Here is a 15,254-nt window from a genome sequence, read left to right as displayed (position 1 = left end):
TGTTCCGGGGGCCCGCATGAAAGGCTTCACCCTGGTCGAGATGATGGTGGCGCTGCTGATCTTCGGCCTGGTGTCGGCCGCAGGCGTGGCGATCATGAGCTTCAGCGTCGACAACCAGCAGGTGGTCCGGGCGCATAGCCATCGTCTGGCCGAGCTGCAGCGCGCGCGGCTGATGCTGAAGGCCGACCTCGCCCAGGCGGCTCAGCGCCCGGCGCGGGATGCCGCCGGCCGGCCGGCCGTGCGCAGCTTCTCGGGCGGCGAGCAGCAGACGGGCGGACCCCTGCTGCAGCTGGTCCGCCGCGGCTGGGACAACCCGGACGCCGCGCCGCGCGCTTCCCTGCAGGCCGTGGAATACCGCCTGGCCGGGGGCCGGCTGGAACGCCGGGCCCGTCGGGCGGTGGACGGGGTCGAGGCCGGGCCGTCGCAGGTGCTGCTCACGGGCGTGCGCGACGGCCGTATCGCCTTCCTCGTGCGCGGCCAGTGGATCGAGGCCCTGCCGAACGGCGTGCACCAGCCGCTGCCTCAGGCGGTGCGGCTAGACCTGATCCTCGACGACTATGGCCCGCTTTCGCAGATCTTCCTGGTGACGGGAGATCCCGCATGAGGTCCCGGCACGAACAGGGGGTGGCGCTGCTGAGTGTGCTGCTGCTGGTGGCGGTGATGTCGGTGATGGCGGTGACGGTGCTGGACGAGATACGGTTCGGCGTTCGCCGCTCCGCAAACGCGGAGGCCGTGGGCCAGGCTCGCTGGTATGCCCTGGGCGCCGAGGCGCTCGCCCGCAGCCGGATCGGGGCCCTGGTGCGCAGCCAGGCGCGGCTGACCGGCTGGAGCGGCCGGACCGTGAGCTATCCCGTCGACGGCGGGACCATCCAGGCGCGGATCTCGGACGGGGCGGCTTGCTTCAACCTCAACAGCGTGGTCCAGCCGCCGCTGGAGGCGCCGCGGCGGCGGGACGCGGGCGTGGCCCAGTTCGTGGACCTGGCCGAAGCCGCAGGCCTCACCGAGCGCGAGGGCGAGATGTTGGCCGCCGCGCTGGTGGACTGGATCGACGCCGACCCGCTGCGCGAGAGTGGCGGGGCCGAGGACGAGGCCTACGACGGTTACCGCACGGCGGGCGCGCTGCTGGCCGAGACGAGCGAGCTGCGGGCGATCCGCGGCTTCACGCCCGAGATCTATGGCCGGCTGCGGCCCTATGTATGCGCGCTGCCGACCGCGGACCTGTCGCCGATCAATCCGAACACGCTGACGGAAGCGCAGGCGCCGCTGCTGGTGATGCTGACCGAGGGCCGGATGCCGCTGGCGGTCGCCCGGCGGCTGATCGCGGCGCGGCCGGCCCAGGGATGGGCGGCGGAGGAGTTCCTGGGCCTGCCGGCCTTCGTGGAAGCGCCGCTAGGGCCGGAGGCAGACGACCAGATCAAGGATACGCCGCGGTTCTTCCGCCTGGAGACCGAGGTCGCGTTCGGGGACGCCGAGGTGTTCTCGAGCGCGCTGCTGGAGGCGGATGCCGCGGGTCGGGTACGGCTGGCGGCGCGGCGATGGGGGCTGGAAGAATGAGACGCAAACGCCTGGTCTTCGCATCGCACGACCCGCAGGCCCCGCCCACCTACCTGCTGCTGAACGAGTTCGGCGAGCCGGTCGGCCGCGGGCAGCAGCCGCTGAACGTCGAGGCGCCGGCTGTCCCGACGGACGTGGTGCTGGTCGTGCCGGGCGTGGACGCGGTCGCCCGCTGGATGCGGCTGCCCGGCCGCAACGACGCCCAGGCCCGCGCGGCCGCGGCGCTGCTGCTCGAGGACGGGCGCGCGCTGGGGGACGAGGCGCTGCACCTGGCGTTGGGGCCGCCCGTCGTCGATGGCGAGCGACTGGTGGTGGCCGTGGCGGCGGCGCGGATGCAGGGCTGGCTGAATCTGGCGCGGCTGCACGGGCTGGAGCCCACGGCTGTGGTTCCCGACCACCTCCTGCTGCCGGAGCCTGAGGACGAGGAGCCCGTGGCGGCGCCGGCGGGCGGCCTGCTCGCGGTTCGTGGTCGCCGGCTGGCCTTCGCGGCCGAGGCCGACCTGGCGCCGGTCCTGCTGGACGGGCGGGCGCCTCGGCTGGTGGACGATCCCGAGGCGGTGGAGCGGCTTTGGGCGCAGGGGGCGGCGCAGCCCGCCGTCGACCTTCTGCAGGGCGAGTTCGCGCCGTCGGACGGCCGGCGGCTGGAGCCCCGAATGCTGGTCCGGGCCGCCGTGCTCGCCGGGCTGCTGCTGCTGAGCCCGATCGTCCTCAACGTCGGCCAGGCGGTGCGGCTGAACTTGGCGGCCGACGGGGCCGAGGCCGAGACCGCGCGCACGGCGTCGGCCGTCCTGCCGAAGGGGACCGCCGTGAACGACCCCGCCGGACAGACGGCGGCGCAGTTGGCGCGCATGGAGCTTGCGGCTGGCGGCGGCCCGGCCGGTCTGGCCGCCCACCTGTTCCGGGCGCTTTCCGACATCGATCAGGCGCAGCTCGAGAGCCTGACGATCTCGGACGACGGCGCGCTGCGGGCCAGCATAAGCCACGTGAACTATTCCGACATGGAGCTGCTGGGCGACGCCCTGCGGCGCGGCGAGGTCGCCTTCCGCGAGGAGGGCACGCGCCAAGAAGCCGGGCGCATCGTCAGCGACATCATCCTGGGAGTGCGCCGATGATCGCCTGGTGGGAAGCCCGTACTCGGCGCGAACAGGCGCTGCTCGCTGTGATGGCGGCGACTCTGAGCGCGTTCCTGCTGTGGTTCGGCGTCCATCGCCCGGTCGCCCAAGCGCGCGAGGCCGCCGCGCAGCGCTACGAGCGCGCGCTCAGGGCGCAGGGCGAGGTCGAGGCCGCCGCCGCGCGCATTCGCCAGCTGCAGAAGGGAGGCGCCTCGAGCGCCCGTCGGGCGCCGGCTGCCGAGGCGGTCAATGCGTCGGCAGCCGCGACGGGGCTGACGCTGTCCCGCGTGTCGCCCGACCCGGGCGGCGGGGTCCAGGTGGCGGTGGGCGGCGTCTCGCCGGCCCAGCTGTTCCCCTGGCTAGCGTCGCTGCAGCAAGACTACGGCGTCACCGCCCGCCACCTGACGGTCGTCAAGGACGATCAGGGCGGGCTGGCGATGGACGCCACCTTCGCCGACGAGGGACGCTGATGGGCCGGCTCATGCTCGTCGGAAGCCTCGTCTTCCTCGTGATGCTGGTGCTGCTGGCGCCCCTGCGCCTGGTGCTCGGCTGGATGGGTGCGGAGGGGGCCGGCCTGTCCGCGCGACGTGTGGAGGGGACCGTCTGGTCGGGCCAGCTGCGGCAGGCGGCGTTCCGGAGCGTGTCGCTGGGCGACGCCCGAGTGGGCGTCTCGCCCCTCCGCCTCGGCTTCCGCGTGCGTGCGCGCGGCGAGGCGCAGGGCGAAGGCGTCCTCCGGCTGCGACAGGACGGGATCGCCCTTGCCCGCGTCGACGCTTCCGTGCCGCTCCGGCGGATCGCCCCGGCGGCGCCGATGACCGGTGAACTGGTGCTGCGGAACTTCGATCTCGACATCCGGCGTTCAGGGTGCCGGTCGGCGCGCGGCGAGGTGGCCCTGCAGCAGGTGCAGATCGGCCCAACGGCCCCGGCCGGCCTGCGTCTAGTCGGGCGCGCCGCTTGCCGCGATGGCCGGCTGGTGGCGCCGCTCACGGGGCAGGCTTCGGGCGTAGTGGTGGACGCCCTCTTGAGCCTCGACGCCGCCGGCCGCTACGAGCTGGTCACGCGCCTGCGGGCCACTGATCCAACCGCCGTCGCCGCGGCGGGCGCGGCCAATTTCGAGCGCGGGCTGGACGGCTTCACCCGCACTGACCGCGGGCGCCTCGATGCTGTCCGCTAGCCTGGCGCTCGCCGCTGCGGTTCTTGAGCCGCAGGCGCTGCCCCGGCTGGACAAGGGCGCCTGTGCAGTCCTGGTCTGGAGCGCTGCCGAACCGCGAGGGCCATTGGTGGTGCTGTCGGGCTCCCCGCCGGTGGCGCGCATCCGGAGGGACGGGCGGCTGAAGCTGTTGCCGCGCGCCGGCGAGCCGACCGGCGAGGGCCGCCAGGTTTTCCGCGGTCTGGGCTTGCGGCTTGAGTTGGACGTGAAGCTTGGCCGCGGGCTCATTGCGGCGGGCGAGGTGACGCCCGAGGGCGTGCTGAGCTTCCGGGAAGGCGACGGGGCGTCGGTGCTCATCCCAGTGAGGGTTGCGCCGCTCTGCCAGGACTAGGCGCGGCCGATCGGGCCATAGAGCCAGGCCAGCCAGATGCCGAACGCCAGGCCGACGCCGAAGGGCAGGGGCTGGGTCCGTCCGACCGGCCGGCCCGACGCCGCGAGCGCGGCGACGGCGACCAGTCCACCCGCCGCCGCCCAGACGAGGATGGTCGGCAGGGCGATCCAGCCGGTCCAGGCGCCGCCGCCGGCCAGGAGCCAGGCGTCGCCCCCGCCGAGGCCTTCGCGCCCGCGCAGCCGGCGATAGGCGAACGCGATCGCGGTCAGCGCGGCCCAACCGGCGAAGGCTCCTACGCCGCCGTGGAACAGAGCCTCGGGCCCGGACGCCGCCTGGGCAAGCAGGCCGGTCGCGAGCAGCGTCAGAGTTAACGGAAGCGGAAGCCAGAACTGCTGGGCGTCGAGTCGCGCGAGCAGCAAGAGTTGCCAGGCCAGAAGCGCGCCCATGAAGCCGGTGGCGCCAGGCTGCACAAGCTGAGCCCATAGCGCGAGGGCCGGGCAAGCGAGCACCAGGATCCACACGCGGCGCGGCCCGCCCTCGCATCCGCCGAGCCGACAGGCCAGACGATCCAGGGCGAGGCCCGCCGCCGGGCCCAGGAGCACGGCCCCCCATGCGAACCAGGCGCTGGCCATCCTAGTCGCCGATAGCCTCCCAGATCTCGTTCGGCGAGACCTGAAACAAGAGGCCGATGGCGCGCAGCGAGGCGCCTTCCCGGTGCAGCTTGCGGGCGTGGTCGATCTGGTACTTCGACAGGGCGTTGCGGCTGCCGCTGTTCAAGCGCGAGGAGGCGCCGGGCGGTCCACGCGCCGGACGCCGGCTTTCGTGTTCGGCCAGCAGCGACAACACCCGCAACACGTGCTCAGAGGGCTTCAGCACCTCGGGCTCGGAGCTCTCCCCGACGATCCGCAGGGTGACGCCCACCTCGAGGAAGTTGCGGATCAGCTGCGCGAGCTCGCCGGTGGAGCGCTGGAAGACGTCAAGCGAGTGCACCAGCACCTCGTCGCCGGCCTTGAGGCCGAACAGCAGGCGCGCCAGCCTGCGCTGGGCCTCGGGGGTGGGCTGGCCTTCCTGTAAGACCACGTCACAGGCCGCACCCTCGAGGATGCGGCGCTGCACGCTGGGGGGCGGCAGGCTCGGACTTTCGCGGACGATGCCGTAACGCAAGGCTTGGCGTTCTCCACTTCGATCAAACCGCAGAGAGCCAGTGTCGCGACCGTCCCCCTCCCGCGCCGACTATCGGGGGCGGATGCGACGGTGCGGTGACGCTTTGACGATGTAACTGCGAAGCCTGCGCCGGCCGCAGCCCACACGAGCCTGTGCGACGCGCCGGCGTCATAAAACTTTTGCAGAGCGCGGCTATACGATAAGGTTTTCCTCCGAACCGGCGGCCTTCGACCGCTGGACGGAAGGAGGAAAACACATGCGCATTCTTGTCAGCGCGCTTGCGCTCTGGGCCCTCGCCGGCTCGGCCGTCGCCGCACAGGCGCCCAGCGCCGCCGAGGCCGGGAAGGACGCCCTGGCCCAGGCCAAGGCCCCCCGGACCCTCTATGTCTGCGAGGCCGACGCCATGACCCGCCGCGCCTTTGCGCGCGAGCACGGACAGGTGGAGTTCGTGACGGCCAAGCAGGCGCAGGCCAAGGGCGAGGTCTGGGCTCAGCCCAAGTGCATCACCAGCGCCGAAGCGCGCCGGCTGCAGAAGCAGAAGCTCGCGTCGCGCTAGGCCGACGCCCGGCGAACATGCGGTGGCGACGGCCTGAGGGACCGTCGCGCCGTCCGCCTAGAAGGTCATCCGACCGACCAGCTGGAAGACCGGACCGGCTTCCTCGCGCTCTAGTTCGTACTCGTCGAAGTCCCGGTCGATCTGGTCCTCGATCGTGTTGAACTTGTTGAACGTCTCCCGTTTCGAGCCGTCGAGCAGGTTGGAGCCGGTCAGGCGCACGACGAAGCGCTCGCCGAAGCGCTTCTCCACGAACACCTCGAGGTCGCCGCTGTAGCGCGTGCTGACCTCCTCCCCGACGATCCGGCCGAACGCGGCCCCCTGCTTGCGGTAGGTGGCGCCGAAGGCGGCGCCCCATTCCGGCAGGTCGTGGATGAAGCCGGCGTTCAGCACATACTTGGCCTGGTCGTTGAACCGCCGCGAGCCGAAGGCGTCGTCCACCTCGCTGTCCAGCCACGAGTAGTTCAGGAACACGCCGGTGTTCGGCAGGCCTGCGAAGTCCAGCGGCGTCGAGAGGTCGAACTCGATGCCGTAGACCGTGCCATCGCCGACATTGTCCGCCGACAGGACGAACGAGGTCAGCTCCTCCTGCGCCTCGGCCTCGGTGGCGCCGTCCTCCAGCGCGTCTTCGTAGTTGTCGAGGGCCTCTTCCGAGTACTCGCCGGTGTTCACCAGCTCGATCAAGTCCGAGACCTTCCGGTAGAAGACGTTCACCCCGAACACCCCGCGCGGGCCGATGCGGTGCTCGAACCCAACGTCGAGTCCCCAGGCGGTTTCAGGCTTCAGGTTTGGATTGCCAAGGAAGTCGTTGTCGCCGTACTCGCCCTCGAGTAGCGCCGGCGAGAGGTAGTTGAAGTTCGGCCGCCGCACGGTGCGGGCCACCGAGACCGAGATGCGGTCGGCGCCTGTCAGGCTGTAGCGCAGGTGCGCGGACGGCAGCAGCAGGCCATAGTCGTTCTCGGAGTTGCGTTCGTCCTCGTCGACTGTCTCGTCGATGATCGTGACCTCGGTGGTCTCGTAGCGCAGGCCGGTTTCCCACTTCAGCGGGCCGCTCTCGCCGGAAAGCATCACGTACGGGTCGATCCGGCGCTCCTCGATGGTGCTCAGGCCGCCGGCGACGGGCTCGTAGGGGTCGTACACGCCCGGCTCTTCGGTCTCGGTCTCGAGCACGCTGGTGCGGCGGTCCTTGTCGACGAACTGGACGCCGAATTCGAGCTTCTGGCCGGAGGCGAGATCGAGGCGGTGCTGCAGGGCGGCCGACAGTTCCTCGTCCTTGATGTCCGTCTGGACCCGGACGCCCTCGAACTCGTCGTCCTCGACGTTGATCTCGTCCTCGAACTCGTACTGGTCGTCCTCGAGCGCGGCATAGGCCAGCTTGAAGGTGGTCTCGCCGCCCAGCATCTCGCGCTTGAAGCGGCCGCCGAACGAGTAGTTGTCGGTCAGGATGTCGAGGTCGTTGACGTTCGTCGTCTCGATCGCCGCCTCAGCGATCTCGCCTCCGGCGTACTCGATGGACCGCTCCGCCTGCAGCCGGTCGGTGCGGACGAACACGCCGTTCAGGTCCAGCACGCCGCCGGCCACGTCGAGGTTGTAGCTGGCGTTGAAGGAGTAGTCCGTGCCGTCGCGGACGTCGGTCTGCACCTCGACGTTGTCCAGCTCGCCGCCCGGCTCGTCGAAGCGCTGGCTGAACTTCTCCTTGGGATTGCGCCGGCCCTGGACGCTGGCGCCGACCAGCAGACGGCCCGGACCGACCTGGCCGCCCCAGACGCCGCCGAACGTGCCCTTGAACTCGCCGTCGTGCAGGCGGATCGCGCCGGCCCGGACATAGCCCCCGTCCAAAGTGAGCGCGTCGCGCAGCACGATGTTCAGCGCCCCGGCGACCGCGTCGCCGCTGCGGTTGGCCGAGGCGGAGCGCACCACCTCGACGCGTTCGATCAGCTCGGCGGGAATCCGGTCGACGAAGAACGAGCGGTCGACGCCGGCGCCCGGCACGCGCTCGCCGTTGATGAGGATCTGGGTGTAGCCCGGGTCCATGCCGCGCAGGCGCGCGCCGTCGGCCTCCAGAATGTCGGACAGGAAGGCCACGCTGGGCACGCGCTTCAGCGCGTCGCCTGCGGTCAGCGGTTCGAACCGCTGGAAGTACTCGAGGTCGTAGGACAGCGTCGGGACCGCGTCCTCGGTGCGATCACGGAAGGCGATCTCGCCGGTGACCACCAGCTCCTCGACGCTGGTCGGCGCCACATCCGCCGTTTCGGCCGCGGCGGAGTGGGTCGCCAGAACCAAGGGCGCGAGGGCGCAAAGCGCGAAGAGCGCAGATTTCTTCATCTTTTCTATCCCCGACAGGAAATCGACGCCTGTTGCAGCCCGGGTCGACTTCAATTATGCCGCGGGTGGATTAGATTTGCTTAGCTGTTGGAGCCAGTGATGTTTTCTTCTCGGATCTATTACAGTTTTGCGTCACTGCTTGCGGCATCTGTTCTTTCGAGTTCCTGCGTTCATCTAAACCCTGAGGCGCGGTCGGACTCGGCGCGCATGCTCGTGGGCGTTGGCGTTCCCGTCCCCGCCGGCGGAGAGACCGCGGCGGTCGCCACGCGCAACGCCGATGCCGCCGACGACGCCGAGATCTGGGTGGACGCCGCAAATCCGCAGCACGGGGTCATCATCGGCACCGACAAGCAGGCGGGCCTCTACGTCTATGGCCTCGACGGCAGGGTCAGGGCCTTCCTGCCGGAAGGCCGGCTCAACAACGTGGACCTGCGCGCCGGCTTCCCCACGCCGCAGGGCCCGCGCGTGCTGGTCGCCGCCAGCGACCGCGGCCGCATGGGGGCGGCGCTCTATCTGATGGATCCAGCGACGCTGGAGGTGCGTCCGTGGGGCGTCGTGCCGCTCGATCTCGCAGAACCCTACGGCCTCTGCATGGCCCGCCTCGGCGAAGACTTCATCGTGATCGTCAACGGTACGGATGGCCAAGTGCGCCAGGTGCGCATCGAAGCCGGACCGGACGGGACGATCCGCGCCACCGAACAACGCCGGTTCGGCCTCGCGAGCCAGACCGAGGGCTGCGTCGCCGACGACGCGCGCAGCCTGCTCTACATCGGCGAAGAGGCCAAGGGGGTCTGGCGCTATCCGCTGGATCCTGCGGCGGGCGCGCAGGGAGAGCTGATCGCGGCTGCGCCGTCCGACCGCCTGAAGCCCGACGTGGAAGGCCTGACCCTGCTGCGCGACGGACCGGCGACCTACCTCATCGTGTCCAGCCAGGGCGACAGCGCATTCGCCGTCTGGCGGGTCGACGGCGTGCAGCCCGACTACGCCGGCCGCTTCTCGGTCGTGGGCGCGAACGGCGCGGACCCGGTCACCGGCACCGACGGGGTGGCGGCCTTGGGCGGTCCAGTTGGCGCGTTTCCTGAAGGCCTCGTGGTGATGCAAGACGATTCCGACACCGCCGGCGAGGCGCCGGCGGGCGGTCGGGTGGGCCAGAACTTCAAGTGGGTCGACTGGCGGGAAGTCAGGAAGGCGCTCTCGCGCTGATGGATGCAGCGGCGGCATCGGCGTGTCGCGATCTGAGACTGCAGCGATCCGACGTAGGCATTCGAGCTATGGACGACGCCGCGTTCCTAAAGCTCGTCGAGCGCGAACCCGGTTCGGGATCGATGAAGACGGCCCGATGGACGGCCGAACGTAAAACAGGCGCAGGGCTCTTTGCGCGGCCGGCGCCGCGAGCCAGCGCACGCCGTCAATGGGGCCTCTCCGCCCGGGGATTGCGCCGGCTTCGGGGCGACTGATCGCTGGCCTGCCGCGCTCGCAAGAGGCTCGTTCGGCCAGGCCAAAGAGCCCCGCCTCGCTGAGGCGGCTTAGGCGCCTGCCCAAGGTTCGTTTCGCGGATGTGAGCCTATGACGGCTTTCGACCCTTAGCTGGCGCTCGTAGCGGTAGCTGAGGGCCCGGGGCGTGGTGGGCGGGAATGTCTGCTTCGCGCGCCGACGCCATGTCAGCTCCGGGTCGGGAGCGGACGTTGGCTTCCCACCCGATAGCGGACGTCGGCTCGCAAATGCTGCTCGCAACGCGGGCTCACATTGCTTGGACAGTCGGTCTCACTAGGATCTCATTGAGCGTAACCCGCTTCGGCCGAGAGAGAGCGAACGCAACCACGTCGGCGATGTCCTGCGGCGGCATGGCCACATGGTCGCGGTATTCCTGGGCGGCCTTCTTGCTCTCAGGATCTGTGATGTGGTCCGAAAGCTCCGTAGCGACAGCGCCAGGCTCGATCACCATCACCCGAATGTCGGGTTGGAGCTCAACCCTCAAGGCTTCCGACCAGCCGTTGATCCCCCACTTGGTCGCCGAATAGGCGGCAAACCCAGCAGGAGCGACACGTCCGGCGACCGACGAGATGTTCACGAGGTCGCCGCCCTTGGCGCGTAGCTGATCCAGGAACACTTCTGTGGCGGTCATGGCGCCGAGCAGGTTGGTCTCCACCATCCGGCGGTGTTCGTCTCGCTTCTCGGTCCCGAATGGGGCCGTCAGCATCACACCCGCGTTGTTGACGAGGACGTCTGCGCCGCCGAGTTCCTGCCGGACTCGGTCGGCCGCAGCAACGATCGAGGACCTGTCCGTCACGTCGGCCTGTATGCCGATGGCGCGGTCCTGCAGCTCGTTCACGAGCGACGACAGCCGATCTAGTCGCCGGCCGAGAAGCGCCACGCGGTATCCTTCCCCCGCCAGCACTCTTGCGATGGCCTCGCCGATGCCCGAGGTCGCGCCGGTTATCACCGCCACGCGGTTGGTCTTCGTCATGTCCGTACCTTAAATCGAGGAGGACGGCGCGGGTTAGAACCGCCCGTCGGTTGAGGGAGGTCCGCTATTCGGCGGCGGCGAACGCCAACGAGCCTGAGAGCTCCCGGTGCGCGTCGATCTGCGCCTTGAGCGTTGCGAGCTTCGCTTCCACAGCCGCCATCGCGTCCGCGCCAGCTACGAAGCGGAGCGGGAGGTCGCCCGCATCCGAGAGGCTCACGAGAGCGGCAGCGAGCTTGGCTGGGTCGCCGCCTTGCTGACCATTCACGCCCTTCCAGGCCTCAATGGTCTGGCGGGTGCGCTCGGCATAGTCCTCGATGGCCAGTTCCGGCCAAATGGTCGAGGCGCCTTCCACCAGCAGCTCGGTTCGGAAGAAGCCGGGCTCGACCAGCATCGTGCGGATGCCGAACGGCTCCAAGTCGAAGCGCAACGACTCCATCCACCCCTCGAGGGCAAACTTCGACGCGGCGTAGGCGACGACGAACTCTTGACCGACCAGCCCCGCAAGCGAGCTGACGGTGATCACCTGGCCGGCTCGCTGCGCCCGCATGCCCGGGAGGATCGCGCGGGTCACGTTCAAGGGGCCGAAGAAGTTTGTCTCCATCTGCGCCCGGAACTGCTCAGGACTGATGTTCTCGAAGTGGCCGGCGTAGAAGTTGCCGGCATTGTTCACCAGGACATCGATGCGCCCGAAGCGGTCGATCGCGGCCTGCGCCGCGGCTGCCGCGGCGGCTGGATCGGTGATGTCGAGCGCAACGGCGAGCAGGTTCTCGTGCCGCCCAACAGCCTTCAGAACCCTCTCCGGGGCGCGGCCGGTCGCAACGACGGAGTGCCCTGCGGCAAGTGCCTGACGAACGATATCAACGCCAAGGCCGCGGCCGGCGCCGGTTACGAACCATACCTTCTGATCAGTCATCTTCTATCCTTTCAGGAGGGATAAGGCCGCCGCCTACTCGGGCGGCGCGCCTAGAGCCTCTGGTCGATCGTGGAGAAGTGCGCGGCGTTCAGTCGGCGGCCGTAGAGCCGCAGGCCCGATAGGCTCGCTTCGAGTTCCCGAACATCTTCGGGCGTCAGCTGCACAGCCGTGGCGCCAAGGTTCTCCCGCAGGTGAGCCGGGTTGCGGGTGCCGGGGATGGGGACGATCCAGGGCCTCTTGGCCAAGAGCCAAGCGAGCGAGATCTGGGCAGGCGTGGCGTTCCTGCGCGCCCCGAACTGCCTCACACGCTCCACGATGGGCAGGTTGGCGGCGAGGTTCTCAGGCGTGAAGCGCTCGAACCCGGATCGGATATCCGTTTGAGGATCGAACCGGGTGTTCCCGTTCATCGTCCCGGTCAGGTACCCCATGGCGACGGGACTCCACGGCACGAAGCCGATGCCGAGCTCCTCGCAGGTGTCCAGGACGCCGTTCCACTCCACGTCCCGCGTCATCAGCGAGTATTCATTCTGCAGCGCCGCGACAGGTTGAACGGCGTGGGCCCGCCGGATCGTGCTTGGGGCCGCCTCCGAGAGGCCGAAATGAAGCACCTTGCCTTCGCGGATCAGGTCTTTGATCGCACCCGCGACCTCTTCGATCGGCACAGCAGGGTCGACCCGATGCTGGTAGTACAGATCGATGCGATCCGTCCGGAGACGCTTCAGAGAGCCTTCGATGGAGCGCCTGATGTGGTCGGGCCGGCTGTTCACGCCGCTCCCAGGGATCTCGAAGCCGACCTTGGTGGCGATGACTACTTTGTCGCGGACCGGCGCGAGAGCTTCACCGGCAAGGTCCTCGTTGGTGTAGGGGCCGTAGACCTCCGCCGTGTCGAAGAAGGTGACGCCCTGGTCATAGGCAGCACGGATCACCCGTAGGCCCTGGGTTCGGTCCGCCGGCGGTCCGTAGTTGCCGCTGATGCTCATGGCGCCCGAGCCGAGCTCCGACACGACCAGGCCGCCGAGTTTGCGCGTCTTCATTGAGCGTACGGTGTGCGTGGCGCTCGCCACCGACGGGGTGCCCATGGGCATGGCGAGCCCGAACGCCGCCCCCGCCGCTAGAACACCGCGCCGGCTGAACGCTTCACCCCCGGCCCGCCTTCCGTTCGTCTGATTGGCTGTCGGCATGACTTCGCTCCTTGTTCGAGAGCGAACCTAGTCAGGCGGATGCCGCAGGATTAGAGCGGGAATCGTGCATGGACTTGTGAGTGGAGCTCAGTAGTGGCGCGGGCCAACCCGAACGACCTACTCGCCTTCCTGGCGGTCGCTCGCGACCGCAGCTTCACACGCGCCGCGGCCCGGCTAGGGGTGACTCCCTCAGCGCTCAGTCACACGGTGAGGGGTCTGGAAGAGCGTCTAGGAGTGCGCCTTCTGAATCGGACCACGCGGAGTGTGACCACGACCGAAGCCGGGGAACGCCTTCTGCAGCGTCTCGGCCCCCGGTTCGACGAGATCGACGCCGAACTCGCCGCCCTGGGCGAGCTGCGCGACAAGCCTGCGGGAAACATCAGGATCACGACCGACCCGCATGCGATGGAAACTGTGCTCTGGCCGAAGCTGCGCAAGCTCCTGGTGCAGTACCCCGACATCAATGTGGAGCTCGTGTCGGACTATGGCCTGAAGGATATCGCGGCGGAGGGCTACGATGCGGGCGTCCGCCTCGGCGAACTCGTGGCCAAGGACATGGTCACCGTCCCGATTAGCCCCGAGATGCGGCTCGTCGTGGTGGCGTCACCTTCCTATTTCGCGGGACGCTCAGTCCCGCAGGCGCCGCAGGAGCTTTCGGGCCATCGATGCATCAACTTTCGCCAGCCTACCTCGGGCGGGCTCTACGCCTGGGAATTCGAAAAGGACGGGCGGGAGCTGCGGGTGCGCGTCGATGGCCAGCTGGTGTTCAGCAGCAACCCCATGATGTTGCAAGCCGCCCTCGACGGCTTCGGACTCGCCTACCTTTTCGAGGACGAAGTACGGCCCCACCTCCAGGCCGGAAGGCTCATTCAGGTGCTGTCGGACTGGTCGCCGCCGTTCCCTGGCTATCACCTCTATTACCCCAGCCGCCGCCAGCACACGCCGGCGTTCGCCGTCCTGGTCGATGCTCTGCGCTATCGCCCAGGGGGATCGTTACTGAGCGCAAGTGGTCCATAAGCTGACCTTCCGAACGTCCACTCCCGACCCTAGCCGGCCTTGCCATGGCGTGTCGGCGTCAGATCAGACGGCGGCCGTTTAGCTCTAGCGCGGCCGCATCAGGGTGCGGACTCGTAGACGGCGTTCCGCAGGTCCGTGGTGAAGCGCCCGTTCATGCCTTCGAAGGCCGTATTGGTCATGGCCACGACCGTCAGGCGCCGTGCGGGATCGACGAACCAGCTGTGCCCGTAGGCGCCGCCCCATTGGTAGGTCCCGGCGCTCTGCGGCGACTTCGCGAGCGCCGGATCGACCAGCACCGCCCATCCATAGCCGAAGCCCCAGCCCGGGCCTTGCGTCTGCGCCTGGGGGCCCACCTGGTCGGTGGTCATGGCTTGTACCGTGGCTGGCGACAGGATGGGACGGCCGCCTTGCCGGACCGCCTCGAGGAAGGTCAGGACCTCATCGGCGGTCGCGACCATGCCGGCGCCGCCCGAAGGGTACGAGCGCGCGTCCAGGATCCGGCTTGGGGCAAACCGCGCCACCGCGCCGCCGATCGGAACGTCCACGCCGTCCCACATCCGCTGCGGCTGAGGTCTGGCGTCGAAATAGGGCGTCGCCAGCTCCTCGGCGTGGTCCGCCTTGAAGCCCGCGCGCCTGAGCCCAAGCGGTGCGGTCACCGTCTCGCGAACGACATCGGGGAGCGGGCGGCCCGCAGCGCGCTCGATGACGGCGCCCAGAACGTCGAGGGAAAGGGAATACCGCCAGGAGGTCCCAGGCTCATAGGCGAGCGGCGCCTGCGCCAACCGCCGCAGGTTCTCGTCCAGCGACAGGCCGGGCTGGTCGAGCCCGTCGGAGATGTCGAGGCGGTCGTACGGGCCGCCGGGCGGCTCCATCAGGCGATAGCTGAGGCCCGATGTGTGGGTCAGGAGCTGCCGCACCGTGATCGTCGGCTGCGATCCGTCCGGCAGTCGCGGGCGGAAGTCCGGCAGCCAGCGGGTGACCGCATCGTCGAGGGAGAGCTCGCCCCGTTCCACCAGCCGCATGGCCGCGGCGCTTACGATCGGCTTGGTCACCGAGGCCAGTCGGAAGACCGTGTCGCGTCGCATCGGACGGCCCGCCTCCCGATCGGCGAGGCCGGCGGCGCGCTGGTAGACCACCTTGCCGTCGACGGAGACCAACACCACCGCGCCGACGATCCGCTGCTCCGCGATAGCCTGGTCGATCACCGCGTCGACGCGGGTCTGGAGGGTGGGCGCCGCATCCCCGGCTGGAGCGGCGGGAGCGGCGAGGGCGGCGGCGAAGGCAAGGGCGAGGGCGCTAGCCATGGGGGTTGCTCCGCACAGTCGGGGTCCAAGCTTGGCAGGTAGGTGCGTGCTGTGGGGTTTCCAGAGGCGGCGCGGGCGAAACTTTCGGGGGCCGGGGCCGAATGGCCGGACGCTTCCGCGTCT

16 protein-coding genes are annotated in these 15,254 nt (G+C 69.6%); 9 read left to right on the top strand and 7 right to left on the bottom strand.

Annotated features, from left to right (window positions below):
* From gspJ to RIF93_RS12215, 6 genes are all read left to right on the top strand, one after another.
* Nucleotides 1-604: type II secretion system minor pseudopilin GspJ (gene gspJ / locus RIF93_RS12240; protein WP_309091698.1), on the top strand; the 604-nt coding region annotated here is incomplete at its 5' end.
* Nucleotides 601-1,554: a type II secretion system minor pseudopilin GspK gene (gene gspK, locus RIF93_RS12235; protein ID WP_309091697.1), complete on the top strand. Its 954-nt coding sequence runs from the start codon at nucleotides 601-603 to the stop codon at nucleotides 1,552-1,554. The genes gspJ and gspK, both read left to right, overlap by 4 nt.
* Nucleotides 1,551-2,666 (top strand): type II secretion system protein GspL, encoded by a 1,116-nt coding sequence (gene gspL, locus RIF93_RS12230; RefSeq protein WP_309091695.1) that lies wholly within the window; start codon nucleotides 1,551-1,553, stop codon nucleotides 2,664-2,666. The genes gspK and gspL overlap by 4 nt, the downstream gene beginning before the upstream one ends.
* Nucleotides 2,663-3,136, top strand: coding sequence for a type II secretion system protein GspM (gene gspM, locus RIF93_RS12225; protein ID WP_309091693.1), 474 nt, complete (start codon nucleotides 2,663-2,665; stop codon nucleotides 3,134-3,136). The genes gspL and gspM overlap by 4 nt, the downstream gene beginning before the upstream one ends.
* Complete coding sequence (gspN, locus tag RIF93_RS12220; RefSeq protein WP_309091691.1) at nucleotides 3,136-3,840, top strand: type II secretion system protein N; 705 nt, start codon at nucleotides 3,136-3,138, stop codon at nucleotides 3,838-3,840. The genes gspM and gspN overlap by 1 nt, the downstream gene beginning before the upstream one ends.
* The gene (locus RIF93_RS12215; RefSeq protein WP_309091689.1) at nucleotides 3,827-4,207 is read left to right on the top strand and encodes a hypothetical protein; all 381 of its coding nucleotides are present in this window, start codon (nucleotides 3,827-3,829) and stop codon (nucleotides 4,205-4,207) included. The genes gspN and RIF93_RS12215 overlap by 14 nt, the downstream gene beginning before the upstream one ends.
* Here RIF93_RS12215 and RIF93_RS12210 read toward each other — a convergent pair.
* The gene (locus RIF93_RS12210; protein ID WP_309091687.1) at nucleotides 4,204-4,839 is read right to left on the bottom strand and encodes a prepilin peptidase; all 636 of its coding nucleotides are present in this window, start codon (nucleotides 4,837-4,839) and stop codon (nucleotides 4,204-4,206) included. The genes RIF93_RS12215 and RIF93_RS12210 overlap by 4 nt on opposite strands.
* Before the next feature lies 1 nt (nucleotide 4,840).
* A complete protein-coding gene (locus RIF93_RS12205; protein ID WP_309091686.1) occupies nucleotides 4,841-5,371 on the bottom strand; it encodes a recombinase family protein in 531 nt (176 codons plus the stop codon).
* A gap of 256 nt (nucleotides 5,372-5,627) precedes the next feature.
* Between RIF93_RS12205 and RIF93_RS12200 the strand changes: the two genes are divergently transcribed.
* Nucleotides 5,628-5,927, top strand: coding sequence for a hypothetical protein (locus RIF93_RS12200; RefSeq protein WP_309091685.1), 300 nt, complete (start codon nucleotides 5,628-5,630; stop codon nucleotides 5,925-5,927).
* Nucleotides 5,928-5,984: 57 nt separating this feature from the next.
* Here RIF93_RS12200 and RIF93_RS12195 read toward each other — a convergent pair whose 3' ends face one another.
* Nucleotides 5,985-8,249, bottom strand: coding sequence for a TonB-dependent receptor (locus RIF93_RS12195; RefSeq protein WP_309091684.1), 2,265 nt, complete (start codon nucleotides 8,247-8,249; stop codon nucleotides 5,985-5,987).
* A 207-nt stretch (nucleotides 8,250-8,456) separates the two neighbouring features.
* On the opposite strand from RIF93_RS12195, the gene RIF93_RS12190 reads away from it, so the two are divergent.
* Nucleotides 8,457-9,452: a phytase gene (locus RIF93_RS12190; RefSeq protein ID WP_309091682.1), complete on the top strand. Its 996-nt coding sequence runs from the start codon at nucleotides 8,457-8,459 to the stop codon at nucleotides 9,450-9,452.
* A gap of 538 nt (nucleotides 9,453-9,990) precedes the next feature.
* Here RIF93_RS12190 and RIF93_RS12185 read toward each other — a convergent pair.
* The 3 genes from RIF93_RS12185 to RIF93_RS12175 all read right to left on the bottom strand — a co-directional run bounded on the left by RIF93_RS12185 (nucleotide 9,991) and on the right by RIF93_RS12175 (nucleotide 12,714).
* Nucleotides 9,991-10,716, bottom strand: a complete 726-nt coding sequence (locus RIF93_RS12185) for an SDR family oxidoreductase (RefSeq protein ID WP_309091680.1) — start codon at nucleotides 10,714-10,716, stop codon at nucleotides 9,991-9,993.
* 64 nt (nucleotides 10,717-10,780) lie between these two features.
* Nucleotides 10,781-11,629 carry an SDR family oxidoreductase gene (locus tag RIF93_RS12180; protein WP_309091678.1) on the bottom strand — a complete coding sequence of 283 codons (849 nt, stop codon included), beginning with the start codon at nucleotides 11,627-11,629 and terminating at the stop codon, nucleotides 10,781-10,783.
* Nucleotides 11,630-11,679: 50 nt separating this feature from the next.
* A complete protein-coding gene (locus RIF93_RS12175; protein ID WP_309091676.1) occupies nucleotides 11,680-12,714 on the bottom strand; it encodes an aldo/keto reductase in 1,035 nt (344 codons plus the stop codon).
* 189 nt (nucleotides 12,715-12,903) lie between these two features.
* On the opposite strand from RIF93_RS12175, the gene RIF93_RS12170 reads away from it, so the two are divergent.
* The gene (locus tag RIF93_RS12170) at nucleotides 12,904-13,827 is read left to right on the top strand and encodes a LysR family transcriptional regulator (RefSeq protein ID WP_309091675.1); all 924 of its coding nucleotides are present in this window, start codon (nucleotides 12,904-12,906) and stop codon (nucleotides 13,825-13,827) included.
* A 98-nt stretch (nucleotides 13,828-13,925) separates the two neighbouring features.
* Here the strand turns inward: RIF93_RS12170 and RIF93_RS12165 are convergent, their stop codons facing one another.
* Complete coding sequence (locus RIF93_RS12165) at nucleotides 13,926-15,131, bottom strand: serine hydrolase domain-containing protein (protein WP_309091674.1); 1,206 nt, start codon at nucleotides 15,129-15,131, stop codon at nucleotides 13,926-13,928.
* Between the last annotated feature and the right edge of the window lie 123 nt (nucleotides 15,132-15,254).

Origin of the sequence: Phenylobacterium sp., from assembly GCF_031181185.1 — a bacterium.
In the GTDB taxonomy this organism is placed as follows: Bacteria; Pseudomonadota; Alphaproteobacteria; order Caulobacterales; family Caulobacteraceae; genus Phenylobacterium.
The sequence above is the reverse complement of the archived record's forward strand: the minus strand, read 5'-3'. Positions and strand labels throughout refer to the sequence as shown.